Genomic DNA, 23,540 nt, shown 5'->3' with positions numbered 1-23,540 from the left:
CACTGCGCAGCACCGAAGGGCGACGTGCCGTATCCTTTGGCGGCATGTCATTATGCCCTGGCGATATAGCCCAATCAGCGCTGGCCCGGTAGCATCAGGCCTCATAGCCACAAGAGACGATTCCATGCTGATTCCCTACGAGCAACTCGAACCCGATACCCTCACCCGCCTGATCGAAGACTTCGTCAGCCGCGACGGTACCGACAACGGTGACGACACGCCCCAGGAGACCCGCGTGTTGCGTGTGCGCCACGCGTTGAGCAAGGGCCAGGCGGTGATCTTCTTCGATCTCGAAAGCGAGCAATGCCAGTTGCTGCCCAAGCACGCGGTGCCGAAAGAACTCTTCGACTGAGCGTTAGACAATGGAGTCGCGGGCAGGCTCCGGTTCAGCCAGTTTGGTCAGAATCCGACGGTAGATTTCCGCTCGATGCACGTTGACATTCTTGGGTGCCTCCACACCGAAACGAACGTGATTACCGTTAACAGCGAGAATTCGCACGGTGATGTTATCGCCGATGGAAATCATCTCGCCCACGACGCGGCTCAGTACAAGCATGGCACTCAATCCTCAAGGGTTTATGAGTGCCCAAGACTGCCCGGCCCGATGACCGCCTTCAATGCAGGCACGGCAAATCAGCCGGCCCTGACCGACAGGGTCGATTCGCCCTACAGAATCAGATTGCTTACTCGACCAAGTCGGAGATTTTACCGACAAGGGCCAGGCTCAAGACGTTGAAAAGCGCGGCCCCAGCAGGATGATGCTGGCACCCAGGACACAGAGCGCGGCGCCCAGCCAGTCGGAACCCAAGGGGCGGATGCGTTCGACCAGGCCCAGCCAGGCGATGGAAGTAATGATATAGATACCACCGTAGGCCGCGTAGGCCCGACCGGCGTAGCTCGCCTCGACTTTGGTCAACAGCAGTGCAAACAGGGTCAGGCTCAAGAGCGCGGGGGCGACCCACCAGGCGCTCCGGCCCAAGCGCAGCCACATCCAGAAGGCATAGCAACCGGCGATTTCAAACAGCGCAGCAAGAAAAAACCACAGGTAATTGACCACGATGAACACTCGTCAGGGTTGCACATTGCTGGCAACCCTAACCAGACGTCGATTCACGAGCAAGCTCAATGAGGGACTTGCTTGGCCTTGTGGCGCATCTTGTCGGCCATCACGGTCATTTCGTCATAGAGCAGCTGCGGATTCTTCTGCTTGAGGGCCCAGGCCAAACGCCCCTGCTCATGGGGCAGAATCATGAATTGCCCCTGGCCTACCTGGGTGTAGATGTAATCAGCAATGTCGCTCGCGCTGATCGGCGAACTTTCCAGCAGCTTACCGACCTGGGCCTTCATCGCCGGCGTAGGCCCGCGGAACGAGTCCAGCAGATTGGTCTGGAAAAACGACGGACAAACCACATGCACGCCGATTTCCTGTTGGGCCAGTTCAATCAGCAGGCTTTCGGACAAGGCCACCACACCGGCCTTGGCCACATTGTAGTTACTCATCGCAGGCCCCTGCATCAGGGCAGCCATGGAGGCGATATTGATGATTTTGCCCTTGCTCTGCTCCAGCAGCGGCAGGAACGCCTTGCAGCCCTTGACCACCCCCATCAGGTTGATCGCGATCTGCCAGTCCCAGTCCTCCAGGGACAGCTCGCTGAAGAAGCCGCCCGAGGCGACGCCAGCGTTGTTGACGATCACATCGATACCGCCGAACTTGACCTCGCATGCCTGGGCGAAGGCGGTCAACTGGCTGTAGTCACGGACGTCACACCGCTGGGTGAAACCATCGCCGCCGGCTTCGCGCACCAGTCTCAGCGTTTCCGCCAGGCCGGGTTCGCTGACATCCGACAGCGCCAGGCGCCAACCTTCGCGGGCCCAGCGCAGTGCGATTTCGCGGCCAAGACCGGAGCCGGCGCCAGTGATCATGATGCGATTGTGCATAGCAGATGCCTTGTGGGTTCTGAGGACGATGATCGGCAGTGTAGCGAAGGACGATCAAAGGCCCATGCACCATCAGATTGCTGAATGCTCCAGGCAAAGTGGCGGCCTGCCCGTCTTCCCACACGCCAGTAACCGGGGTTATGGTCCATCGAGCGCGGGGAACACGGTGACTACAAGGATTTAGTCGTTGCTTGGCTTGTTCACGGCCTGCAATACGTATTGTGGCAAGGCAAACGCACCGATGTGGATTTCGGGATTGTAGTAGCGGGTGACAATACCGCTGCCGGCAAAGCGCTGGCGCAGGGTTTCCAGCGACAATTTGCGTGACCCGGTGTCGGTCGCGCCCCAGGCAAAAGTCATGGCCCCACCGATGTAGGTCGGTACCGCGGCCTGATAGAAGTGCCAATCCGGGAACAGGCTGCGCAGGCGTCCCGCCGTGGTTTGCACCTCGGCCAACTGCATGAATGGCGTACCGTTCTGGGTCACCAGGATGCCACCTTCGTTCAGGCAGCGACGACAGGCCTGGTAGAAGTTTTCGGAAAACAACACTTCGCCGGGACCGATCGGGTCGGTGGAATCGGAGATGATGACATCGAACTTTTCCGCGGTGGTGGCGACGAAACGCATACCGTCATCGATCACCAGGTTCAGGCGTGCATCGTCGAACGCGCCCTTGGAGTGCTCGGGCAGGAACTGCTTGCACATGTCGACCACGGTGGCATCGATCTCGACCATGGTGATGTGCTCGACGCCACGATGCTTGCTCACTTCACGCAGCATGCCACCGTCGCCGCCGCCAATGATCAGCACCCGCTTGGCGCTGCCATGGGCGAGGATCGGCACATGGGTGAGCATCTCGTGGTAGATGAATTCGTCGGCTTCGGTGGTCTGGATGACGCCGTCCAGGGCCATGACCCGGCCCATGCGGGCATTTTCGAAGATCACCAGGTGCTGGTGCCCGGTACGCACTTCGTGCAGCAGCTTGTCTATGCGAAAGCGCTGGCCGTAGCCTTCGTAGAGGGTTTCCTGGTAGTGGGTTTCAGGCGTGTTGCTCATGGGAAGTGCTCCGGTGAATGCGGGTGGCAACGGATGGTTGCCCGCCCATGGCGGGCTATCGAGCAAGCAACGGGCGCGAATGGCCGTTGCCGCGATGATCCGAGAAAGGCACGCATTCTACGTTGCGAATGATGACAGGTCGAACCTTCGCGGGACAAAAGCCGCCGGCGGCTCCGCTCAAGGAACGAGATACTTGATCAGCAGTGCGGTGACAGTCGACACGGTACCGACAAAGCCAACGGCAATCGCGACCGGGTACCAGAATGTTTCACGGGTCATCTTCCCCGCCTCGGCATTGAGCTTGCGTTGCTCGGCGATAAGCTTGGCGATCTCGACATGGGTTTTCTCAAGCTGAGCCTGTTCCATGTTCATCTCCTGCATGGGCTAGTCCTTTAGCGTAGGGTTTCGGGACAGCGCCTCCCTTGAATCCAAGAGAGGCCTGAGGGCCAAAGCCTCCAAGCTTTTTTACCCTGTTCAAACCCTAGGAGTTCATCCTTATAAACACCATCAGCCCTCTACAACCAAAATCGTAGGCAATTTCCGAGACGCGATCAGAATGCGCGCCCCCCCTAATCCCGGGTCTACGTCTTGCTCAAGATCGCATGCCCAGCCACTAACGCAGATTGCCGCGCGGCCCCGCGATGGCCCAGATGATCAGGCCGAGCACGGGCAGCAGGATAATCAGCAAGATCCAGAGGATCTTCATCCCGGTTTCGGTAGTGCTTTTCAGCACATTGAGGATGGCCCAGATGTCCAGCGCCAGGATGATCAGGCCAATCAGGCCGTTGAAAGTGGAACCCATGGTCTTGCTCCTTGATGAGGATCTGCCCTCATAGGATAGCCGCTCGCCACCAGGGTTCACTTTCTTGCAATTATCTCGAAGCCGGCGGCTCAGACGTGCACTGCGATCCGCTGCGCTTCCAGGGCGGGCGCGGCGGCAATCCCGAGCTCCTCGCACAGGGCCAGTACCCGCGGCAGATCATTACCATAGACCAGCACCGCCTGGAGTTCGTCGTCCAGCAACTGGCTGAAATTCACCAGTACGTAGCCGCCCATTTCCGGGTTCATGCTGCTCAGTTGCACCTGAATGCGGTTCAAGGCGGTCAAGGCTTCAACCTTGGCCAACTGCTTGGGCTTGATATTGAAAGGCACGTCCTTGCCGAAGGACTCGACGATCCGGGTGAACAGCTCCATATAGGTGTCGGCCTGGAACAGCACGGTCTCGGGTAAGCTGCCCACGACCACCCACTCGCCCAGGGGCATCGGAAAGCTGTCGTCGTAGTTGATGTCCGGATTGGCCACCAGAAAGCCTGCCGCATCGGCATAGGCCTGGGCCGCTTCATCAGCGATCCGCAGGATTTCGGCCTCGCCCATGCAACCGGAGCTGATTTTGCTGATGAGTTCGGCGAGGGCGGTTTTCATGGGCAGGTCCTGCAACAGGGAAAATGACGGCCGCGAAGAATACACCAATTCTGGCTGGGGCTGGCTTATGGTCCGGGTCAGCCTCAATAACATCAGCCCAGGATCTTCTGCAACTGCGCTGCCGTGTCCTGCGCGCCCATGGTCTGCGCGGCTGCCAGCGCGGTGACGCCATTGGCGTCCTGGGCCCGGGGATCAGCCCCCTGGCCGAGCAGGTAATCGACAATCGCCGTGCGATTGAACATCGCCGCCATCATCAGCGCCGTGCGGCCGTCCTTCGACGCCCCTTCGACCTCGGCCCCGCCCTCGATCAGCAGCCTGACCATCTCCAGGTCGCCCTTGAACGCCGCCCCGGCAACCGGGCTCTGACCATTATCATTGCGTATCTGCGGGTCGGCCTGGTACTCGAGCAGCACGCGCACCGCATCGGCGTGCCCATGATAGCTGGCCAACATCAGCAAGGTGTCGCCCTTGTGGTTGCGCAGGTTCGCTGGCAAGCCTTTGCTCAACAGGGCCGCCAGCAGCGCCGCATCACCCTTGCGCGCCACATCGAACACCTGCTCGGCGAACTCGGCGGCTTGCTCTTCGGTCATTTGTAAGGGCTGGTCGGACATAGAGATCTCCTTGGCGTTGCTCGGACATGGCTGCGAAGGCCTTCAGTTTCCCGAGCCCCCCGCGTGCTGTCATGCCTTATTTTTCAAGCGCGGCCATAGAAACAATCAATAGAAGGGGTTGGGCAGCCCGGCGCCTTGGCCTCGCCGAATGGCCGAACATCGGTAAAATGCAGGATGCACGATGGCCAATCTTGCAAAATGCACGACTCCGAAGAATCAGAAAAAATATAACTCCATGCTTTATAACGACTTTTTAAAAAAACCATGCTGGCACAATCACTGCACTCATAACGCCATGCCCTTCATGAGCGAAAAGGAGTCAATAGAGATGAGCCTGATTCAGGAAAAGTTCGCTTCGGTATTTTCCAACCACAAGGTCACGACCCAACCGCGTCCGGACGGTGGCATTCTGTTAACCCTGCAGGACAGCAACGGCAAGCAAGTCCGGCGCTCGGTTTCCTACGCGCAATTACACACTGCCGAACAACTCACCTGGGTGATCAGCGCTATTCGCCGCGACCTCGCCAGCGAGCCCGGTGAACTGCCCTCCATTGCCCTGCTGCAAAGCCAGAACCGCTTTGCGCTGCCGACCTATCAATAACCAGCCGGCTACGAGCCGAAGTATGGCGGACTCTCTACCGCCGCTTCGGCTTGCAGCCTGCAAGTGGCCGCGGCCCTGTCAGACCAACCCACGATTCACCGCCTCGCCCACGGCATGGGCACGGTTACTCACACCCAGCTTGTGATAGATATTGCGCAGATGGAACTTGACCGTCGCTTCGGAAACATTGCGAATAACGCTGATTTCCCAGACGGTTTTGCCCGCCCGCGCCCAGCGCAACACTTCCAGCTCTTTCTCACTCAATATCTTGCTCTTGGAAAGCCTGCACCTGCGCGGCTTGCTCAACGCTGGCAGGACGACGACGTGGGACGACTCCTTGGCTGGCTGAATAAAGTCCTGTTTATGCCGCACTCGCGAATCGGCAATATCAACGACCCTGCACGACGCCCTGTGCACGGCATCGGCACCCAGCCTTTCGGGAACGCTCATCATTGTTTCTTCCTCCGGTTTCAATAGATCGTCCAACTTTCGCCAAGTCTTATTGGCCGCAGACAAGTACCCATCAAAAAACAGAGAGTTACACAGAAAGGGGATTTAACAAGCAACTACAAACACAAACAGGGATGCCCGACATTTCAACAGGCAATTTCCTACAACTTAAAGTATACAAGACCGACTCAAGTTTTAATCAAGCCGGCCGCTCAACCACCGTTTAAGACCTTGTCTAGAGTGTTGTCGGATCAATCTCGGCAAAGTTGCTCACATTCGGATGACCAGGCAACTCCCCACCGTCGCGCGCCAGACCACAGGTCAGCATGCCAGCCTGTCGCGCGGCATCGAGTTCTTCGACGATATCCGAGAGGAACAGGATCTGCTTCACCGGGCAGCCAATGGCTTCGCTGATGTGCCGATAGGACTGGGCTTCACGCTTGGGGCCGGAGGTGGTGTCAAAATAACCGCTGAACAAGGCCGACAGGTCGCCGGCCTCGGAACAGCCGAAGATCAGCTTCTGCGCCTGGATCGAGCCCGAGGAATAGACATAGAGTGCATAGCCCCGCGCGTGCCACTGCTGTAACGCCTGGACCGCATCCGGGTAGACATGCCCCTTGAGCTGGCCGGCTTCATAACCCTGTTGCCAGACCATGCCTTGCAAGGCCTTGAGCGGTGTGGCCTTGCGATCCTCGGCGATCCAGCCGAGAAGAATTTCGATCACCCGTTCGACATCCGCCGCCGGCTCGCCGCTGTCGAGCCGCACCGCCCCCAGTTGTACCGCCACGTCCGGGCGCTCGGCGTGCTGCCGGACAAAATCCGGCAGATGCCGGGTGGCGTAGGGAAACAGCACGTCGAAGACGAAGCTCACTGCACTGGTAGTGCCTTCGATATCCGTGAGGATGGCTTTGATCGGCATGTCGGGTCCTTCTGGGTAAGCGCGCGGGTTCAATCTTCGAGACGCGGGAAACGGTTGGCGATGTCTGCGCCAGTGAACTGGGCGACCCAGCCTTCGGGGTTGTTGAACAGTCGGATGGCAACGAAATACGGCTGTTCTCCCATATCGAACCAGTGCGGCGTACCGGCCGGGACCGAAATCAGGTCGTTCTTTTCACAGAGCACGGCATAGACATACTCGCCGATGTGCAAGGTGAACAAGCCACGCCCGGCAACGAAGAAACGGACTTCGTCTTCGGCATGCCGGTGTTCGTCGAGGAACTTGGCGCGCAACTCGGCCTTCTGTGGGTGATCGCTGTTCAAGCTGACGACATCGACGGTGATATAGCCGCGCTCAGTCATCAAGCGGTCGATCTGCACCTGGTAAGCGGCAATCACTTCCTCCTGGCTGGCGCCGGGCTGAATCGGCACGGCCGCATGCCAGCGATCGAAGCGCACCCCTTGCTCGGCCAGGGTCGAGGTAATGTCGTCAACGTGGGTGAGGACTTTGTTCGGGAGGTCCGGGGTTGAAACGTGATAGACGGACAAGCTGCTCATGGGGCTCTATTCCTCGACTTGGGTCGGCGCGGGCAGGTTTTCGGGAACCGGCCCGACGCACCGGATAATCAGACAATCAACAGGCTCGTGCAAACACCGCGGCTCAGGAAGGCCGCAACGAACGGGTTTTCAACTCGCATTCGAAGAGGAACTCGAACGCTTCGATCTGGCGCAGTGCGTCGCTCATGCGCGCGCCCCAGGTGTAGAGACCGTGCCCACGGATCAGGTAACCGACACAATCGGGATGCGCCTCGAGCCAAGGCTGCACCTTGGCCGCCAGGCGCGCAATATCCTGATCGTTATCGAAGATCGGCACCCGCACCGTCGACTCATGGGTCGACACCCCGGAGAAGGCCTTTTGCAGTTCATAGTCCTCGAACTCGATGAACTCGCCAAGCGTCGTGCGCGACAACACCGTGGCATTCACCGAATGGGTATGCAACACCGCGCCGATCTCGGCTCGCCAGGCATAGAGCTGGGTGTGCAACAAGGTTTCCGCCGAGGGTTTCTTGCCTGGCTCCAGGCTGTTGCCCATAAGGTCGGTGGCCAGGACATCATCCGGGCCCAGTTGCCCCTTGTGCTTGCCGGACACTGTCAGCAGTGCCTGGCTGGACGACAAGCGGGTCGAATAGTTGCTGCTGGTAGCCGGCGACCAGCCGCGACCATACAGAAAGCGCCCGGCCTCGATGATTTCCAGGCTCAGTTGTTCACGGGTCAGGCTCATGGCCGCTCCTCTTGCATGCGTGTGGCAATGATAATGGCCGCGGCCAGGGCCGCGAGACTGGCGATACCGAAGGTCCAGGTCGGCCCCAGGCTGTTCCAGCTATAACCGGCGTACAACGCGCCCAAGGCCCCGCCGGTACCGGCCAGTGCGGCGTATAATGCCTGCCCCTGGCCTTGCTGGCGCGCACCGAAGCTACGTTGCACGAAATGGATGGCCGAGGCGTGAAAGCTGGCGAAAGTCGCCGCGTGCAGCACTTGGGCGAACAGCAGTACCAGCAGTTGATCGGCCAAGGCCCCCAGCAAGAGCCAGCGCACGGCGGCCAACAGGAAACTGGCGAGCAATACCCTGCGGACCGAAAAGCGCCCGAGGATCCGGCTCATGGCCAGGAACATCAACACTTCGGCCACCACCCCCAGCGCCCAGAGCAGGCCGATCAGCCCGCGAGTGTAGCCGAGGCTTTCCAGATGCAAGGTCAGGAAGGTGTAGTACGGACCGTGGCTCATCTGCATCAGCGCGACACAGGCATAGAACGCCAGCACCCCGGGACTGCGCAACTGCCGTAGAAAACCTTCGCTGGAGGCGCGGTGGCCAAGGTTCGGCGGCTGGGCATTCGGCACCCAGGCGCTGCTCAGGACGATACCCGTCATGATCACCACAATAGCCACCGGGTAGATATCCAGGCTCAACCACTCGAACAAGCGCCCGAGCGCCACGACCGTGAGAATGAAACCGATCGAGCCCCACAGGCGGATCTGGCTGTAGCGCGCCGTCTGCCCCTGGACCTGCAGATGCGCCAGGGTGATGACTTCGAACTGTGGTAGCACCGCGTGCCAGAAAAACGCATGCAGGGCCATGACCAGCGCCAGCCAGCCATAGCTTTTGTCGAAGAAGATCAGCGAAAACGCCAACAGGGTGCAGACCGCGCCGAAGCGCACGATCGCCAGGCGCCGGCCACTGTAGTCGCCCAGCCAGCCCCAGATGTTCGGTGCCACGCAACGCATCAGCATGGGAATCGCCACCAGTTCGCCAATGCGCGCCGGAGCAAACCCCAGATGGTTGAAGTACAGCGCCAGGAACGGCGCCGTCGCTCCCAGCAACGCAAAGTAGAACAGGTAGAAACTGGACAACCGCCAGTAGGGGAGCGCTGCTCCCGGCATTACAGTTGGCCCAGTACCGGCGTGGTGACCCGCACGTCCGCGTTCTGCCCGCGGTGACGCAGCAGGTGGTCCATCAGCACGATCGCCATCATCGCTTCGGCGATCGGGGTGGCGCGGATGCCCACGCAAGGATCGTGGCGACCCTTGGTGATCACGTCCACCGGGTTGCCGTGAACGTCGATGGAGCGTCCCGGCGTGGTGATGCTCGAGGTGGGCTTGAGCGCCAGGTGCGCGACAATCGGCTGGCCGGAGGAAATCCCGCCGAGGATGCCGCCGGCGTTGTTGCTGAGGAAACCTTCGGGGCTCAGTTCGTCGCGGTGTTCGGTGCCACGCTGGGCCACGCAGGCAAAGCCGGCGCCGATCTCGACGCCCTTGACCGCGTTGATGCTCATCAGCGCATGGGCCAGCTCGGCATCCAGGCGGTCGAAGATCGGCTCGCCCAGGCCCGGCATCACGCCCTCGGCCACCACGGTGATCTTCGCGCCGACCGAGTCCTGGTCACGCCGCAACTGGTCCATATAGGCTTCCAGCTCGGCAACCTTGTCCGGATCAGGGCAGAAGAACGCGTTCCGCTCCACCGAGTCCCAGGTCTTGAACGGGATGTCGATGGGGCCCAACTGGCTCATGTAGCCGCGGATGACAATACCCTGGCTGGCCAGGAATTTCTTCGCGATGGCACCGGCCGCCACGCGCATGGCGGTTTCCCGCGCGGAACTGCGACCGCCACCACGATAATCGCGCTCGCCGTACTTGTGGTGATAGGTGTAGTCGGCGTGAGCCGGGCGGAACAGGTCCTTGATCGCCGAGTAGTCCTTGGACTTCTGGTCGGTGTTGCGAATCAGCAGGCCGATGGCGCAGCCGGTGGTGCGCCCTTCGAAAACCCCCGAAAGGATCTCCACTTCGTCGGCTTCCTGGCGCTGGGTGGTGTGGCGACTGGTGCCAGGCTTGCGTCGATCGAGATCGCGCTGCAAATCCTCCAGGGACAGCGCCAGACCCGGAGGGCAGCCGTCGACAATAGCGACCAACGCCGGGCCATGGCTCTCGCCAGCGGTGGTGACAGTGAACAGCTTGCCGTAGGTATTGCCGGACATGCAGGGCGCTCCGCGATTCGAATCTAGATAACCAGGCGCAACAGTATACTCAGGCTATCCCCTTAGTTCATCCTCGAACCTTATCGGCGGTTTCGAGTCGAACCGACACCTTGTAAATAATGGCGTGATGATGCTGCGATTGATTCTGCTGGCCCTGACCCTGTTTACCGGCATTGCCCAAGCCTCCGTGCTACAACAACCGATCACCCTGGACACCGGCAGTGGCGAGCTGTTCGGCTCGTTGCTATTGCCCCGATCGGACACGCCGGTGCCGGTGGTACTCCTCGTCTCCGGCTCCGGCCCCACCGATCGCGACGGCAACAATCCCGACGGCGGGCGCACGGACAGCCTCAAGCGCCTGGCCTGGGTACTGGCCAACCATAATATCGCCAGTGTCCGCTTCGACAAGCGGGGTGTCGCCGCCAGCCTGGCCGCCGACCCCGACGAGCGCACGCTGAGTGTCGAGGGTTACGTCGCGGATGTCGTGGCCTGGGGCGAGAAACTCAAGGCCGACCCGCGTTTCGGGCCACTGATCCTGCTCGGCCATAGCGAAGGCGCGCTGATCGCCACCCTGGCGGCGCCCAAGCTGGATGCCGCCGCGCTCATCAGTATCGCCGGCAGCGGTCGCGCCATAGACCTCGTGATACGTCAGCAACTGGCCAATAACCTGCCACCGGCCTTGATGTTGCGGGCCAATGAACTGATCGACAGTCTCAAGGCCGGACACCCGGACAACGACATCCCCGCGCCACTGAAGCCGATTTTCCGTTCCAGCGTCCAGCCCTACCTGATCAGCCTGTTTCGCCAGGACCCGGCGGCGGCCTTCGCCCGGCTGCGGATACCCGCGTTGATCGTCCAGGGCCGCAACGATATCCAGGTCGGCGTCAGCGATGCACAGGCCCTGAAGGCCGCCAAGCCGGATGCGCAGCTAGTGCTGATTGGCGGCATGAACCATGTGCTGCGCATCGTGCCCAACGACGTCAAGAGCCAGCTGGCGTCCTATCAGGACCCGCAACTGCCCCTGGCCGCGGAGCTGGGCAGCCGGGTGCTGGCCTTTATTGACGGATTAGCGCACCACTGACGCCCGATTCGAGGCCGCGAAGAGGCCCTCAAGGCCACCAGAAGACGCACGTCGGGCACGAGGGTATTTTGTGCTCCAGTCTTGTCGAAAACGGCCGATAAGCCATTGCCGGTAGCGATATTGTGACCAGCAAGCTGGATACGGACAGGATCTTGCCGAATGACTGAACCCCAAGCCTCACCCGAAAACACCGCCGAAGCCGCCGAAGTCGCACCGGTAGATCTGCCGTGGGCGGACGTGCAGGCCGAACACTTCAAGCTGCTGCGCCTGGCACCGCTGACCACCGACCGCGCCACCGGTGCCCGCCCCTTGCGCTTTGTCCAGTTCGGCTACGCCGAGCGCCATAGCAAGGAACGCAGCCTGTTGCGCCTGGAGATCCAACTGCCCGGACAACGGGTACGCAAGGAACAGAACCATCTGGACGTGTGGGTCGACCACAGCACCAAGCGCGTGCATTTCGAACCCGAAAACGGCTTGCAGATCGAGCCGGCGAACCGCGGTATTGGGCGTTTCCTGGCCGCCCAGGCGGCGCTCTGGGCGCAGAAGAAGGGATCACATTACCGCGTCGACGGCGCCGCCCTGCCAAACAAGGACGCCTTGAACGAAGACACCCGCCTGCGTCGCGATCACTTCCTCAAGGTCCAGGGCTTCGAAGTGGCGTATGCCGATCCCCTGCACCTCAAGGGCAGCTACAAGGATGTCCAGGTTGGGGAGTTGCGCAGCCAATGGAACACCGAAAAGCTGCAATTCGTCGAAATACTGGAAGCGGCGCAGATGCTGCAGACGGCCGAGCAGAACCTTCTGGAGCAGGAAGTGAAGCTGCGCCAGCAGGAAGAACGCGTCAGCAAGTTCAAGCGCGAAGACACCGGCCTGCGCTTCACCATCACTTGCCTGGTGGCCTTCGCGATGTTCCAGGCCGGGTTGCTGATCTGGATCGCGACTCGTCACTGAGCCCCTTGCCTGACCAGCCCGGTGGCGCCCAGCCGAAGACGCCAGGGTCACCAGGCAAGCGGCGGACATCTCATCCCCGATGCAGCTTGCTCATCAGCTCCGCCTCGGCCTGAGTCAGGCCGCAGGACTGCGTCAACTCATCGACGCTCGCCCCCATGCCCACCAGTTTGGCGGCCTGGGCGAAGGACAGGCTCGAGGGATCGCGCTGCTCCAGTTGGGCCAGCTTTTCCGGCAACGGCGCCACGACAGCCCGCAGTTCGTGCAGGTCCTCGCCCATGCGAACAGTACCGTTCTGGAAATTGTCCACGCGCCGTGCCAGCTCCTTGATGCGCTGGTCACGCAGCGCATCGCCCTCGGCCTGTTGCGCGGCAATCAACCGCTGGCCGCGGGCATAGACCACGAACATGCCCACGGTCCCGGCCCACAACAAAGCCAGGAGAATAACGGCGACCTCAAGAATCAATCAGATGCTCTCCAGCTCGGACCATTCTTCTTCGCTCATCATCTTGTCCAGCTCAACCAGAATCAGCAGTTCGTTGTTCTTGTTGCACACGCCCTGGATGAACTTGGCCGATTCGTCGTTACCCACGTTCGGCGCGGTTTCGACTTCCGACTGCCGCAGGTAGACCACTTCGGCGACGCTGTCGACCATGATCCCGACCACTTGCTTGTCGGCCTCGATGATCACGATCCGGGTGTTGTCGTTCACTTCGGTCGGCATCAGGCCAAAACGCTGGCGGGTGTCGATCACGGTGACGACGTTGCCGCGCAGGTTGATGATCCCCAGCACGTAACTTGGCGCACCCGGTACCGGGGCGATCTCGGTGTAGCGCAGGACCTCCTGGACGCGCATCACGTTGATGCCATAGGACTCGTTATCCAGCTTGAAGGTTACCCATTGCAGGATCGGATCTTCGGAACTCTGTGCGGACGACGACTTATTCATACCCCTGACCCTCAATGACCGTTGATACGGTGTGTGCTCTGGCAAACCTCGCGGGGGGACCGCGACGCCGCCGTTATTTGTTCGTTGGTTTGCTGGCTGGTTTGTTCGTTTGCAGGTGTTTCACCGCCCCGCTGGCGATCAGTTCGGCCAGTTCGGAGACGTCGAGCAACGCACACATGTGTTCGATGACCGTGCCGGCCAGCCACGGCCGCTGCCCACGATGGGTACGCCATTTGATTTCGTTGGGGTCCAGGCGCAAGGAACGGCTGACCTGATGCACCGCCAGCCCCCATTCATAGCCCTGGACCGAGATCACATATTGCAGCCCCTGGCGGAAATCGTCGCGGTAACGGTCTGGCATCACCCAACGGGCGGTATCCAGGACTTTCAGGTTGCCAGCCTGGCTCGGCAGGATCCCGAGGAACCATTCCGGCTGACCGAACAGCGGCGTCAGCTCGTGCCCCGCCAACGAGTAGATCGAACCCAGGCACACCAGCGGCACCGCCAGGGTCAGCCCGGCGACGTCGAACAGCAGGCATTCGAACGGCTCGGCCGCCCAATGCGGACGTTCGTCGCCCTGCATCGGCGGCGGCGGGATATTCGCGGCGGGCGGCAGGTGCACCTCGACCACCGGCTCCACCACCAACGGGGCGACCGGCAACACCTGCGGTACCGCCACCGGCGTCGCCGGCACAACGGGCGCCTTGGCGACCAGGGCTTGCGCCGCCAAGGCATCGCGAGCCTGCTCTTCGAGCACGGCGGCCTGGAATTCGTCCAGCTCGGCGACCGGGCTCGACTCCACCGCCACCGGTACTTCGACGGCAACGGCGATGTCCACCGGCAACTCTTCGGTCGCCTCCTGCAGCAATGCATCCAGATAGGATTGCAGCGCCACTTGCGGCCGGGTGGTGACGTCGACAGGACGGATCATGTGAATGCCCATGGAGATGTCCCGTTACAGTAACCTGTAAAGGGTATCGGCTGGACAGGCAGGTGACTTGAGGACTGGGTCACGTCAGGCCACCTGCGGAATGAGTTGCTGGGTCAGCAGGTGCTTGAGCAGGGCTCGATAGGCCAGCACGCCACGGCTCTTGCCGTCGAACTGCGAGGGTGTGACACCGGCCCGGCTGGCATCGCGCAGGCGCGTATCGACCGGAATATAGCCTTCCCAGATGGTGTCCGGAAACTTGTCCCGCAGGATCCGCAAGGTGCCCATCGACGCCTGGGTCCGGCGGTCGAACAGGGTCGGTACGATGGTGTAGGCCAACGCCTGCTTGCGCGAACGGTTGATCATCGCCAAGGTATTGACCATCCGCTCCAGGCCCTTGACCGCCAGGTGCTCGGTCTGCACCGGCACCACCAGTTGCTGGCTCGCCGCCAGGGCATTGACCATCAGCACCCCCAGCAGCGGCGGGCTGTCGATCACCGCATAATCGAAGTCCTGCCACAGCTGCGCCAAGCTCTTGGCGATCACCAGGCCCAGACCGCTCTGGCCTGGCGACAGACGCTCCAGGGTCGCCAGCGCGGTGCTGGACGGCAGCAGGGAAATCCGCTCGTCGCTGGTGGACAGCAGCAATTGCCCGGGCAAGCCCTCGGGCACCAGGCCGCGGTGCTGGAACAGGTCGAAATTGCTGTGTTCCAGGGTATCGGGGTCATAACCGAAGTAGCTGGTCATCGAGCCGTGGGGGTCGAGGTCGACGACGACCACGCGCTTGCCCGCCTCGGCCAGCAATCCGGCTAAAGCGATGGAGGAAGTGGTCTTACCGACGCCACCCTTTTGATTGGCTACTGCCCAGACTCTCATTCAGTGTGTTCCTCCCGGCCGGCGTCAAACCTGCCGAGAAATAGCGCCAAGTTATAGAGCAGGTGCCGGAGATTTGACGGCGTTCTCGCGTACCGCTTGCTTTACCGCTGGCGGTGCAGTTTGTGTGCCAGCACGCCTCAAGGCCGCATCCGGTGTTGCATTGGCCGTGCCGGTACCGGTCAGGCTGCGGCGCACGTCGAGGTTACGGGACACCACCAGCACCACCCGCCGGTTGCGCGCGCGCCCTTCGGCGGTGGCATTGTTGGCCACCGGCTGGAACTCACCATAGCCCACCGAGGCCAGGCGACTGGGGTTGACCCCATCCATGGCCATCATCCGTACGATACTCGCCGAACGCGCCGAGGACAGCTCCCAGTTGGTCGGATATTGCGCGGTACGAATCGGCTGGTCGTCGGTAAAACCTTCGACGTGGATCGGGTTCTCAAACGGCTTGAGGATCTTCGCCACCTTGTCGATGATGTTGAACGCCATGTCGCTGGGCATCGCATCGCCGCTGCCGAACAGCAGGCTGGAGTTGAGCTCGATCTCGACCCACAGTTCGTTACCGCGCACGGTCATCTGGTTGGAGCTGATCAGGTCACCGAACGCCGCGCTGATATCATCGGCGATGCTCTTGAGCGGATCCTTGGCACCCTGGCCAAAAGCGGCATCAGTCTGTTCACTGTCCTTGATCAGCGGGTCGGCCGGCTTCACCGTCACCGGACGCTCCTCACCGATGGGAATCGGCTTGAGGCTGCGGTCGGCCTCGTTGAACACCCCGATCAGCGCCTGGGAGATCACTTTGTACTTGCCTTCGTTGATCGAGGAAATCGAATACATGACCACGAAAAAAGCGAACAGCAGCGTAATGAAGTCGGCGTAGGAGACCAGCCAACGCTCGTGATTCACATGCTCTTCGTGTTGGCGACGTCTGGCCATGTCTACTCCATCAGTCCATGAAGCCTTGCAGCTTCAATTCAATGGAGCGCGGGTTCTCGCCCTCGGCAATCGACAGGATGCCCTCGAGCAGCATTTCCCGGTAGCGGGACTGGCGCAGGGCAATGGATTTGAGTTTGCTCGCCACTGGCAGCAACACCAGGTTGGCACTGGCCACGCCGTAGATGGTGGCCACGAAGGCCACGGCAATCCCGTTACCCAGTTGCGAAGGGTCGCCGAGGTTGCCCATCACGTGAATCAGGCCCATGACCGCACCGATGATGCCGATGGTCGGCGCATAGCCACCCATGCTTTCGAAGACCCTGGCAGCCTCGATATCACGGCTTTCCTGGGTGTAGAAATCCACTTCCAGGATGCTGCGGATGGCTTCCGGCTCGGCGCCATCGACCAGCAGTTGCAAGCCTTTGCGCGAATAGGTGTCCGGCTCGGCCTCGGCGACGCCTTCCAGGCCCAGCAGGCCTTCCTTGCGCGCCGTCAGGCTCCAGTTGACCACCCGTTCGACGCCGGCGGGCAGATCGATACGGGGTGGAAACAGGATCCAGCCGAGAATCTGCATGGCGCGCTTGAACGCGCTCATCGGCGATTGCAGCAAGGCCGCGCCGATGGTCCCACCCAACACGATCAGCGCCGCCGGCCCGTTGGCCAGGGCGCCCAGGTGCCCACCTTCGAGGAAGTTGCCACCGATGATGGCGACAAAGGCCAGGGCGATCCCGATAAGGCTCAACACATCCATCAGAGACAAGCCTCGACCAGGTGCTTGCCGATTTCGTCCAGGCTGTAGACGGCGTCGGCCAGGTCAGCCTTGACGATGGCCATGGGCATGCCATAGATCACGCAACTGGCTTCGTCCTGGGCCCAGATGGCGCTGCCGCCTTGCTTGAGCAGGCGCGCACCTTCGCGACCGTCGGCGCCCATACCGGTGAGTACCACCGCCAGAACTTTGTCACCGTAGGACTTGGCCGCGGAACCAAAGGTGATATCCACGCACGGCTTGTAATTCAGACGCTCATCGCCCGGCAGGATTTTCACCGCGCCACGACCATCGATCATCATCTGCTTGCCACCCGGGGCGAGCAAGGCCAGGCCGGGACGCAGGATGTCGCCATCCTCGGCTTCCTTGACACTGATCTGGCACAGCTTGTCCAGGCGTTCGGCAAACGCCTTGGTGAAGGCCGCCGGCATGTGCTGGATCAACACGATGGGCGCCGGGAAGCTCGCCGGCAACTGGGTCAGAACCCGCTGCAAGGCCACCGGACCGCCAGTGGACGTACCGATAGCCACCAGCTTGTAGGCCTTGCGCTTCGGTGCTCCGGAGGTCGAGGTGGAGGCTGTGGCCTGTGCCGGCGCGCGACTGGCCACTGGCGTGGTTCGCACGGGTGCCGGGGCAGCGCTGGAATAGCTGCTCGAAGTCGGGGCCGGCATCGGCGCCGCTGCCGGCTGCGGCGCGGACGCGCCGTAGCTGCTGAAGCGCCGATTGCTGCGCGAGATGCTGTGAACCTTCTCGCACAACAGTTGCTTGACCTTCTCGGGATTGCGCGAGATGTCTTCGAAATTCTTCGGCAGGAAGTCCACGGCCCCGGCGTCCAGCGCATCGAGGGTGACACGCGCGCCTTCGTGGGTCAGCGACGAGAACATCAGAACCGGCGTCGGGCAGCGCTGCATGATATGCCGCACCGCCGTGATGCCGTCCATCATCGGCATCTCGTAGTCCATGGTGATCACGTCCGGCTTGAGGGCCAGGGCCTGATCGATGGCTTCTTTACCGTTGGTCGCCGTACCGACGACCTGGATGCTCGGATCCGCCGAAAGAATTTCCGAGACGCGGCGGCGGAAAAACCCCGAATCATCCACCACCAGGACCTTGACTACCATAAACACTCCGTTAGGCACGGCGGCGGGCTTGGGCGCCGCCGCCGAACCAGAATCAAATACGCCGTGCGGCGTAACGCTTGAGCATGCTCGGCACGTCGAGAATCAGGGCAATGCGGCCGTCACCGGTAATGGTGGCGCCGGACATACCCGGAGTCCCCTGCAGCATCTTGCCCAGCGGCTTGATGACCACTTCTTCCTGACCCACCAACTGATCGACAACGAAGCCGATCCGCTGAGTGCCCACCGAAAGGATCACCACGTGGCCCTCGCGCTGCTCTTCGTGAGCGGCCGAGCTGACCAGCCAGCGTTTGAGGTAGAACAGCGGCAGCGCCTTGTCCCGCACGATCACCACTTCCTGGCCGTCGACCACGTTGGTGCGCGACAGGTCGAGGTGGAAGATTTCGTTGACGTTGACCAGCGGGAACGCGAAAGCCTGGTTGCCGAGCATGACCATCAGCGTCGGCATGATCGCCAAGGTCAACGGCACCTTGATGACGATCTTCGAGCCCTTGCCCTTGGTCGAGTAGATGTTGATGGTGCCGTTGAGCTGGGCGATCTTGGTTTTCACCACGTCCATGCCCACGCCACGCCCGGACACATCGGAAATCTCGGTCTTGGTCGAGAAGCCCGGGGCAAAGATCAGGTTGAAGCAGTCGGTCTCGCTCAGGCGATCGGCCGCATCCTTGTCCATCAGGCCCTTCTTCACCGCGATGCCGCGCAGGACATCGGCGTCCATGCCCTTGCCGTCATCGGAGATCGACAGCAGGATATGGTCGCCTTCCTGCTCGGCGGAGAGGATCACCCGACCGCTGCGGGACTTGCCCATGGCTTCGCGGTCGGCCGGTTCTTCGATACCGTGGTCGACCGAGTTGCGCACCAAGTGGACCAGCGGATCGGCCAGGGCCTCGACCAGGTTCTTGTCGAGGTCGGTCTCTTCGCCCACCAGCTCCAGGTTGATCTCTTTTTTCAATTGCCGGGCCAGGTCGCGAACCAGGCGCGGGAAGCGGCCGAAGACTTTCTTGATCGGCTGCATGCGGGTTTTCATCACCGCGGTCTGCAGGTCGGCGGTCACCACGTCAAGGTTGGACACGGCCTTGGACATGGCTTCGTCGCCGCTGTTCAAGCCCAGGCGCACCAGGCGGTTACGCACCAGCACCAGTTCGCCAACCATGTTCATGATTTCATCCAGGCGCGCGGTATCGACCCGCACGGTGGTTTCCGCTTCGCTGGCGGCCGGCTTGTCGCCAGCGGCGGCAGGTGCCGACGCACGGGCCGGTGCCGGGGCGGCAGAAGCCGCCGCGGGCGCCGCTGACGCCTTGGCCGGTGCCGGCGTAGCCGCTGCTGCCGCTGCCGGGGCTGGCGCCTTGGCGGCAGCTGCGGCGGCCGGTTTGTTCGCTGCTGGCGCGGTCGCCGCCGTGGCCGCAGCCACTTCGGTGAACTTGCCTTTGCCATGCAGCTCGTCGAGCAGGGATTCGAATTCCTGGTCGGTGATCAGATCGGCGCTTGCGGCTCCCGTACGCTCGGCCGCCTGGGCCGAGGCCGCAGTGGTATCGAGCGCCTCGACCTTGAACGAGCCCTTGCCATGCAACTGGTCCAGCAAGGCCTCGAATTCATCGTCGGTAATATCGCTACTTTCCGGCGCGCCGCTGGCGGCGCCAGGTGCTGCCGACTGGGCCGGAGCCGCCACGGCATCAGGCGCGAACTGACCTTTGCCATGCAACTGGTCGAGCAAGGACTCGAACTCGGCGTCGGTGATTTCATCGCTGCCAGCCTCCCCCTGCGCCGCGGCAACGGCTCGCGGCGCCTGGGCTTCGGCTTCGGCCTTGACGTTGTTCAAGGAGTCGAGCAGCAATTCGAATTCGTTATCGGTGACATCGCCGGACGGGCCTTCAGCGACCGGTTCGGGCGCCACGGCCTCGACCACCGCCGCTGGCGCCTCGGCGCTTGCAGGTTCCGCCAGGCGCGCCAAGGCCGCCAGCAGTTCCGGGGTCGCCGCAGTGATCGGGCTGCGCTCGCGAACTTCGCTGAACATGCCGTTTACCGCATCCAGCGCTTCCAGGACCACGTCCATCAATTCCGAATCGACGCGCCGCTCTCCCTTGCGCAGGATGTCGAACACGTTCTCGGCGATGTGGCAGCACTCCACCAGCTCGTTGAGCTGGAGGAAGCCGGCGCCCCCTTTTACAGTGTGAAAACCGCGAAAGATTGCATTGAGCAGGTCCGCATCATCAGGCCGGCTTTCCAGCTCGACCAGTTGTTCGGACAGTTGCTCCAGAATCTCGCCGGCCTCAACCAGAAAATCCTGAAGGATCTCTTCATCGGCGCCGAAGCTCATGTGTTTGGGTGCTCCTAGAATCCAAGACTGGAAAGCAAATCGTCGACATCGTCCTGACCGGACATAACGTCTTCACGTTTATCGGCATGAATCTGCGGACCTACACCCTTGGCCATCTCTTTTTGCGGATCTTTTTCCGCAAGGATGGCATCGCGATCATGCTCGATACCGGCAAAACGGTCGACCTGGCTGGCCATCAACACCAGTTTGAGCAGATTGCTTTCCACTTCGGTGACCATCTGGGTCACGCGCTTGATCACCTGGCCGGTAAGGTCCTGGTAATCCTGGGCCAGCAGAATGTCGTTCAGATCGCTCGACACGGCACGGGTCTCCTGCTCGCTGCGGGAGAGGAAACTCTCGACCCGCCGCGCCAGTTCGCGAAACTCCTGCGCATCGACTTCGCGCCGCATGAAACGGCCCCAGTCAGCGCCCAACGCCTTGGCTTCCACGTTCAGGCCATTGACCCTCGGGGTCGCACTCTCCACCAGATCCATGGTGCGGTTGGCCGCGGCCTCCGTCAGCCGGACCACATAGGACAGGCGCTCGGTGGCGTCGGTGATCTGCGACACTTCCTCGGCCTGCGGCATATGCGGGTCGATCTGGAAGTTGACAATAGCGCTGTGCAATTCGCGGGTGAGCTTGCCGACTTCAAGGTACAGGCCACGGTCACGGGTCTGATTCAGCTCATGGATCATTTGCACCGCGTCGCCGAACCGACCTTTTTCAAGGCTGTCGACCAGTTCGCGGGCATGTTTTTTCAGGGTTGTTTCAAAATCACCCAGTGAAGATTCGTTGTGCTCCATAGCGCCCCCGTGGTGGACTTCATCAGCCGATGCGTTCGAAGATTTTTTCGATCTTCTCTTTCAACGCCTGGGCCGTGAATGGTTTGACCACATAGCCGTTTACACCGGCCTGGGCAGCTTCGATGATCTGCTCGCGCTTGGCCTCGGCCGTCACCATCAACACCGGCAGGTGCTTGAGCTTTTCATCGGCGCGGACGTGACGCAACAGGTCGATCCCGGTCATGCCGGGCATGTTCCAGTCGGTGACCAGAAAGTCGATGCTACCGCTGTTGAGGACGGGAATCGCGGTGGTACCGTCGTCCGCCTCAACCGTGTTGGTGAACCCGAGGTCACGCAACAGGTTCTTGATGATCCGCCGCATCGTTGAAAAATCGTCAACGATGAGGATTTTCATGTTCTTGTCCAATTCGACCTCCAAGCAGTCTTAAACGCGTTCAGCACCTGAACGCGCTGTTCAATCAATCCGGCACAGCACTCGACGACTGCATGGAAACCCCATCCGGCCGAGTCACCGACAGGGCGTCAAACGCCATGCCAGTCTCGTTCGCAGTGTTTCCACACTGCCTTCAGCGCGCTCGCCACTCCCCCAAACGCCCCCGCAAGCGGGCCGCGCACTGGCTGTGTAACTGGCTGACTCGCGACTCGCTGACCCCCAGCACCTCACCAATTTCCTTGAGGTTCAGTTCCTCGTCGTAGTACAGCGCCAACACCAGTCGCTCACGCTCCGGCAAATTGGCAATCGCGTCCGCCAGCGCCGCCTGGAAACGTTCATCTTCCAGATCGCGTGACGGTTCGAGATGAGCAGTCGCGCCGTCCTCGTGCAGCCCTTCATGCTCGCCGTCCTGCAACAGGTCGTCGAAACTGAACAGGCGGCTGCCCAAGGTATCGTTCAAAATCCCGTAATAATCGTCGAGACTCAATTGGAGTTCGGCTGCAACCTCGTGATCTTTAGCGTCACGGCCGGTTTTTGCTTCAATTGCACGAATTGCGTCACTGACCATGCGGGTATTGCGGTGAACCGAACGCGGCGCCCAGTCGCCCTTGCGCACTTCATCGAGCATCGCACCGCGGATACGAATGCCGGCATAGGTCTCGAAACTGGCACCTTTGCTTGAGTCGTACTTGGTCGAGACTTCCAGCAGGCCGATCATACCCGCCTGGATCAGATCCTCGACCTGAACACTGGCCGGCAACCGCGCCAGCAGATGATAAGCGATACGTTTGACCAACGGTGCGTAACGTTCAATCAACTCATACTGGCTGTCACGCGACGACTTGGAATACATGCGATAGCCACTGGCAGTCATAGCACCGGTCCCGCACTCGTTTGATGCACCAGACGCTCGACGAAAAACTCCAAGTGCCCCCGCGGGTTGGCGGGTAGCGGCCAGGTGTCGACCTTCTGAGCGATAGCCTTGAACGCCAAGGCACATTTCGAACGAGGGAATGCCTCATAGACCGCACGCTGCTTTTGCACGGCCTTGCGCACACACTCGTCATAAGGAACGGCGCCGACATATTGTAGGGCCACATCCAGGAAACGATCCGTGACCTTGGTCAACTTGGCGAACAGGTTACGGCCTTCCTGCGGACTCTGGGCCATGTTGGCCAGCACACGGAAGCGGTTCATCCCGTAGTCACGGTTGAGCAACTTGATCAGGGCGTAGGCGTCGGTGATCGAAGTCGGCTCGTCGCAGACCACCAGCAGCACTTCCTGGGCCGCGCGGACGAAGCTGACCACCGACTCGCCAATGCCCGCCGCGGTGTCGATCACCAGGACATCAAGGTTGTCGCCGATATCGCTGAACGCCTGGATCAGGCCGGCATGCTGCGCCGGACTCAGATGCACCATGCTCTGGGTCCCCGAGGCCGCCGGCACGATGCGAATTCCACCCGGGCCCTGCAGCAACACATCGCGCAGCTCGCAGCGCCCCTCGACCACGTCGGCCAGGGTGCGCTTGGGGGTCAGGCCCAGCAGTACGTCGACATTCGCCAGTCCCAGATCGGCATCCAGCAGCATGACGCGCCGGCCGAGCTCAGCCAGCGCCAGGGATAAATTCACTGACACGTTGGTCTTCCCGACGCCACCCTTGCCGCCGGTCACCGCGATCACCTGTACGGGATGCATGCTGCCCATGTTCTCTTCTTACCTTGTCTTGCGTAGACGGAAGGCCACATAAGTGGCTGCGCGTTCACTTGCCGGAACAGTGCGTGGCAGACCATCGATGTAGGTAATTTGCAACGTCT

At 61.3% G+C, this 23,540-nt stretch carries 29 protein-coding genes and 1 pseudogene; 4 read left to right on the top strand and 26 right to left on the bottom strand.

The features are described 5' to 3' along the window. Positions 1-124 precede the first annotated feature (124 nt). Entirely contained in the window at positions 125-352 is a 228-nt protein-coding gene (locus tag PFEN_RS21340; protein WP_191488686.1) for a YheU family protein, read from the top strand. Between the two features lie 3 nt (positions 353-355). On the opposite strand, the gene csrA is transcribed toward PFEN_RS21340, so the two are convergent. From csrA to PFEN_RS21300, 8 genes are all read right to left on the bottom strand, one after another. Further along, a complete protein-coding gene (gene csrA, locus PFEN_RS21335; RefSeq protein ID WP_191488685.1) occupies positions 356-556 on the bottom strand; it encodes a carbon storage regulator CsrA in 201 nt (66 codons plus the stop codon). Positions 557-724: 168 nt separating this feature from the next. Next, a complete protein-coding gene (locus PFEN_RS21330) occupies positions 725-1,057 on the bottom strand; it encodes a YnfA family protein (RefSeq protein ID WP_191488684.1) in 333 nt (110 codons plus the stop codon). Between the two features lie 65 nt (positions 1,058-1,122). Then, positions 1,123-1,938 (bottom strand): SDR family oxidoreductase, encoded by an 816-nt coding sequence (locus tag PFEN_RS21325; protein WP_191488683.1) that lies wholly within the window; start codon positions 1,936-1,938, stop codon positions 1,123-1,125. Between the two features lie 180 nt (positions 1,939-2,118). Further along, positions 2,119-2,994, bottom strand: coding sequence for a polyamine aminopropyltransferase (gene speE / locus PFEN_RS21320; RefSeq protein ID WP_191488682.1), 876 nt, complete (start codon positions 2,992-2,994; stop codon positions 2,119-2,121). Positions 2,995-3,171: 177 nt separating this feature from the next. Continuing rightward, complete coding sequence (locus PFEN_RS21315; protein WP_191488733.1) at positions 3,172-3,360, bottom strand: hypothetical protein; 189 nt, start codon at positions 3,358-3,360, stop codon at positions 3,172-3,174. Between the two features lie 247 nt (positions 3,361-3,607). Next, entirely contained in the window at positions 3,608-3,796 is a 189-nt protein-coding gene (locus PFEN_RS21310) for a PLDc N-terminal domain-containing protein (protein WP_191488681.1), read from the bottom strand. Positions 3,797-3,885: 89 nt separating this feature from the next. Next, entirely contained in the window at positions 3,886-4,416 is a 531-nt protein-coding gene (locus tag PFEN_RS21305; RefSeq protein WP_191488680.1) for a hypothetical protein, read from the bottom strand. A 92-nt stretch (positions 4,417-4,508) separates the two neighbouring features. Next, the gene (locus PFEN_RS21300) at positions 4,509-5,027 is read right to left on the bottom strand and encodes an ankyrin repeat domain-containing protein (RefSeq protein ID WP_191488679.1); all 519 of its coding nucleotides are present in this window, start codon (positions 5,025-5,027) and stop codon (positions 4,509-4,511) included. 328 nt (positions 5,028-5,355) lie between these two features. On the opposite strand from PFEN_RS21300, the gene PFEN_RS21295 reads away from it, so the two are divergent. Beyond that, positions 5,356-5,628, top strand: a complete 273-nt coding sequence (locus tag PFEN_RS21295) for a DUF3509 domain-containing protein (protein WP_191488732.1) — start codon at positions 5,356-5,358, stop codon at positions 5,626-5,628. A gap of 78 nt (positions 5,629-5,706) precedes the next feature. Here the strand turns inward: PFEN_RS21295 and PFEN_RS31225 are convergent. The 6 genes and pseudogenes from PFEN_RS31225 to aroC all read right to left on the bottom strand — a co-directional run. After that, positions 5,707-5,886, bottom strand: a pseudogene (locus PFEN_RS31225) (response regulator transcription factor); the annotation flags it as partial. A 427-nt stretch (positions 5,887-6,313) separates the two neighbouring features. Continuing rightward, positions 6,314-6,997: an acireductone synthase gene (gene mtnC / locus PFEN_RS21285; RefSeq protein WP_191488678.1), complete on the bottom strand. Its 684-nt coding sequence runs from the start codon at positions 6,995-6,997 to the stop codon at positions 6,314-6,316. Between the two features lie 29 nt (positions 6,998-7,026). After that, on the bottom strand, positions 7,027-7,572 hold the full coding sequence (locus PFEN_RS21280; RefSeq protein WP_191488677.1) for a 1,2-dihydroxy-3-keto-5-methylthiopentene dioxygenase: 546 nt from the start codon (positions 7,570-7,572) through the stop codon (positions 7,027-7,029). 103 nt (positions 7,573-7,675) lie between these two features. After that, positions 7,676-8,296, bottom strand: a complete 621-nt coding sequence (locus tag PFEN_RS21275) for a methylthioribulose 1-phosphate dehydratase (RefSeq protein ID WP_191488676.1) — start codon at positions 8,294-8,296, stop codon at positions 7,676-7,678. Further along, positions 8,293-9,453 carry an MFS transporter gene (locus PFEN_RS21270; RefSeq protein WP_191488675.1) on the bottom strand — a complete coding sequence of 387 codons (1,161 nt, stop codon included), beginning with the start codon at positions 9,451-9,453 and terminating at the stop codon, positions 8,293-8,295. The genes PFEN_RS21275 and PFEN_RS21270 overlap by 4 nt, the downstream gene beginning before the upstream one ends. Continuing rightward, positions 9,453-10,544 carry a chorismate synthase gene (gene aroC / locus PFEN_RS21265; protein WP_191488674.1) on the bottom strand — a complete coding sequence of 364 codons (1,092 nt, stop codon included), beginning with the start codon at positions 10,542-10,544 and terminating at the stop codon, positions 9,453-9,455. Before aroC ends, PFEN_RS21270 begins: the two co-directional genes overlap by 1 nt. A gap of 82 nt (positions 10,545-10,626) precedes the next feature. Here aroC and PFEN_RS21260 point away from each other — a divergent pair, with 82 nt between their 5' ends. Both PFEN_RS21260 and PFEN_RS21255 read left to right on the top strand, forming a co-directional pair. Next, positions 10,627-11,625: an alpha/beta hydrolase gene (locus PFEN_RS21260; protein WP_191488730.1), complete on the top strand. Its 999-nt coding sequence runs from the start codon at positions 10,627-10,629 to the stop codon at positions 11,623-11,625. 159 nt (positions 11,626-11,784) lie between these two features. After that, entirely contained in the window at positions 11,785-12,576 is a 792-nt protein-coding gene (locus PFEN_RS21255) for a hypothetical protein (RefSeq protein WP_191488673.1), read from the top strand. Positions 12,577-12,646: 70 nt separating this feature from the next. Here the strand turns inward: PFEN_RS21255 and PFEN_RS21250 are convergent, their stop codons facing one another. The 12 genes from PFEN_RS21250 to fleN all read right to left on the bottom strand — a co-directional run bounded on the left by PFEN_RS21250 (position 12,647) and on the right by fleN (position 23,430). Continuing rightward, a complete protein-coding gene (locus PFEN_RS21250; protein WP_191488672.1) occupies positions 12,647-13,039 on the bottom strand; it encodes a DUF2802 domain-containing protein in 393 nt (130 codons plus the stop codon). Further along, entirely contained in the window at positions 13,040-13,522 is a 483-nt protein-coding gene (locus PFEN_RS21245) for a chemotaxis protein CheW (protein ID WP_040069887.1), read from the bottom strand. 73 nt (positions 13,523-13,595) lie between these two features. Further along, positions 13,596-14,453 carry a CheW domain-containing protein gene (locus PFEN_RS21240; protein ID WP_191488729.1) on the bottom strand — a complete coding sequence of 286 codons (858 nt, stop codon included), beginning with the start codon at positions 14,451-14,453 and terminating at the stop codon, positions 13,596-13,598. Positions 14,454-14,537: 84 nt separating this feature from the next. Beyond that, on the bottom strand, positions 14,538-15,326 hold the full coding sequence (locus PFEN_RS21235; protein ID WP_191488671.1) for a ParA family protein: 789 nt from the start codon (positions 15,324-15,326) through the stop codon (positions 14,538-14,540). A 51-nt stretch (positions 15,327-15,377) separates the two neighbouring features. After that, positions 15,378-16,265, bottom strand: coding sequence for a flagellar motor protein MotD (gene motD, locus PFEN_RS21230; protein WP_191488670.1), 888 nt, complete (start codon positions 16,263-16,265; stop codon positions 15,378-15,380). A 10-nt stretch (positions 16,266-16,275) separates the two neighbouring features. After that, positions 16,276-17,016, bottom strand: coding sequence for a flagellar motor protein (locus tag PFEN_RS21225; RefSeq protein WP_191488669.1), 741 nt, complete (start codon positions 17,014-17,016; stop codon positions 16,276-16,278). Next, the gene (locus PFEN_RS21220) at positions 17,016-18,155 is read right to left on the bottom strand and encodes a protein-glutamate methylesterase/protein-glutamine glutaminase (protein WP_191488668.1); all 1,140 of its coding nucleotides are present in this window, start codon (positions 18,153-18,155) and stop codon (positions 17,016-17,018) included. Before PFEN_RS21220 ends, PFEN_RS21225 begins: the two co-directional genes overlap by 1 nt. 52 nt (positions 18,156-18,207) lie before the next feature. Then, on the bottom strand, positions 18,208-20,490 hold the full coding sequence (locus PFEN_RS21215; protein WP_191488667.1) for a chemotaxis protein CheA: 2,283 nt from the start codon (positions 20,488-20,490) through the stop codon (positions 18,208-18,210). 14 nt (positions 20,491-20,504) lie between these two features. Then, positions 20,505-21,293: a protein phosphatase CheZ gene (locus PFEN_RS21210; protein WP_191488666.1), complete on the bottom strand. Its 789-nt coding sequence runs from the start codon at positions 21,291-21,293 to the stop codon at positions 20,505-20,507. 22 nt (positions 21,294-21,315) lie between these two features. Beyond that, complete coding sequence (locus PFEN_RS21205; protein WP_003183998.1) at positions 21,316-21,687, bottom strand: chemotaxis response regulator CheY; 372 nt, start codon at positions 21,685-21,687, stop codon at positions 21,316-21,318. A gap of 172 nt (positions 21,688-21,859) precedes the next feature. Beyond that, the gene (gene fliA / locus PFEN_RS21200; RefSeq protein ID WP_191488665.1) at positions 21,860-22,600 is read right to left on the bottom strand and encodes an RNA polymerase sigma factor FliA; all 741 of its coding nucleotides are present in this window, start codon (positions 22,598-22,600) and stop codon (positions 21,860-21,862) included. Next, positions 22,597-23,430: a flagellar synthesis regulator FleN gene (gene fleN, locus PFEN_RS21195; protein WP_040069867.1), complete on the bottom strand. Its 834-nt coding sequence runs from the start codon at positions 23,428-23,430 to the stop codon at positions 22,597-22,599. Before fleN ends, fliA begins: the two co-directional genes overlap by 4 nt. Positions 23,431-23,540 lie beyond the last annotated feature (110 nt).

This window comes from Pseudomonas sp. FEN (assembly GCF_904067045.1).
In the GTDB taxonomy this organism is placed as follows: domain Bacteria; phylum Pseudomonadota; class Gammaproteobacteria; order Pseudomonadales; family Pseudomonadaceae; genus Aquipseudomonas.
This window is presented reverse-complemented; position numbering and strand designations above follow the sequence as displayed.

Bases quoted from the DNA above. Each gene is read 5' to 3' on its own strand.
- fleN (WP_040069867.1), bottom strand. From the start codon at position 23,430: ATGGGCAGCATGCATCCCGTACAGGTGATCGCGGTGACCGGCGGCAAG.
- aroC (WP_191488674.1), bottom strand. From the start codon at position 10,544: ATGTCCGGCAATACCTACGGCAAGCTGTTCACTGTCACCACCGCTGGC.
- PFEN_RS21270 (WP_191488675.1), bottom strand. From the start codon at position 9,453: ATGCCGGGAGCAGCGCTCCCCTACTGGCGGTTGTCCAGTTTCTACCTG.
- PFEN_RS21280 (WP_191488677.1), bottom strand. From the start codon at position 7,572: ATGAGCAGCTTGTCCGTCTATCACGTTTCAACCCCGGACCTCCCGAAC.
- PFEN_RS21235 (WP_191488671.1), bottom strand. From the start codon at position 15,326: ATGAGAGTCTGGGCAGTAGCCAATCAAAAGGGTGGCGTCGGTAAGACC.
- PFEN_RS21245 (WP_040069887.1), bottom strand. From the start codon at position 13,522: ATGAATAAGTCGTCGTCCGCACAGAGTTCCGAAGATCCGATCCTGCAA.
- PFEN_RS21305 (WP_191488680.1), bottom strand. From the start codon at position 4,416: ATGAAAACCGCCCTCGCCGAACTCATCAGCAAAATCAGCTCCGGTTGC.
- mtnC (WP_191488678.1), bottom strand. From the start codon at position 6,997: ATGCCGATCAAAGCCATCCTCACGGATATCGAAGGCACTACCAGTGCA.
- PFEN_RS21300 (WP_191488679.1), bottom strand. From the start codon at position 5,027: ATGTCCGACCAGCCCTTACAAATGACCGAAGAGCAAGCCGCCGAGTTC.
- PFEN_RS21325 (WP_191488683.1), bottom strand. From the start codon at position 1,938: ATGCACAATCGCATCATGATCACTGGCGCCGGCTCCGGTCTTGGCCGC.
- motD (WP_191488670.1), bottom strand. From the start codon at position 16,265: ATGGCCAGACGTCGCCAACACGAAGAGCATGTGAATCACGAGCGTTGG.
- PFEN_RS21220 (WP_191488668.1), bottom strand. From the start codon at position 18,155: ATGGTAGTCAAGGTCCTGGTGGTGGATGATTCGGGGTTTTTCCGCCGC.
- PFEN_RS21205 (WP_003183998.1), bottom strand. From the start codon at position 21,687: ATGAAAATCCTCATCGTTGACGATTTTTCAACGATGCGGCGGATCATC.
- speE (WP_191488682.1), bottom strand. From the start codon at position 2,994: ATGAGCAACACGCCTGAAACCCACTACCAGGAAACCCTCTACGAAGGC.
- PFEN_RS21275 (WP_191488676.1), bottom strand. From the start codon at position 8,296: ATGAGCCTGACCCGTGAACAACTGAGCCTGGAAATCATCGAGGCCGGG.
- PFEN_RS21240 (WP_191488729.1), bottom strand. From the start codon at position 14,453: ATGATCCGTCCTGTCGACGTCACCACCCGGCCGCAAGTGGCGCTGCAA.
- PFEN_RS21310 (WP_191488681.1), bottom strand. From the start codon at position 3,796: ATGGGTTCCACTTTCAACGGCCTGATTGGCCTGATCATCCTGGCGCTG.
- PFEN_RS21295 (WP_191488732.1), top strand. From the start codon at position 5,356: ATGAGCCTGATTCAGGAAAAGTTCGCTTCGGTATTTTCCAACCACAAG.
- PFEN_RS21210 (WP_191488666.1), bottom strand. From the start codon at position 21,293: ATGGAGCACAACGAATCTTCACTGGGTGATTTTGAAACAACCCTGAAA.
- PFEN_RS21315 (WP_191488733.1), bottom strand. From the start codon at position 3,360: ATGGAACAGGCTCAGCTTGAGAAAACCCATGTCGAGATCGCCAAGCTT.
- fliA (WP_191488665.1), bottom strand. From the start codon at position 22,600: ATGACTGCCAGTGGCTATCGCATGTATTCCAAGTCGTCGCGTGACAGC.
- PFEN_RS21340 (WP_191488686.1), top strand. From the start codon at position 125: ATGCTGATTCCCTACGAGCAACTCGAACCCGATACCCTCACCCGCCTG.
- PFEN_RS21215 (WP_191488667.1), bottom strand. From the start codon at position 20,490: ATGAGCTTCGGCGCCGATGAAGAGATCCTTCAGGATTTTCTGGTTGAG.
- csrA (WP_191488685.1), bottom strand. From the start codon at position 556: ATGCTTGTACTGAGCCGCGTCGTGGGCGAGATGATTTCCATCGGCGAT.
- PFEN_RS21255 (WP_191488673.1), top strand. From the start codon at position 11,785: ATGACTGAACCCCAAGCCTCACCCGAAAACACCGCCGAAGCCGCCGAA.
- PFEN_RS21225 (WP_191488669.1), bottom strand. From the start codon at position 17,016: ATGGATGTGTTGAGCCTTATCGGGATCGCCCTGGCCTTTGTCGCCATC.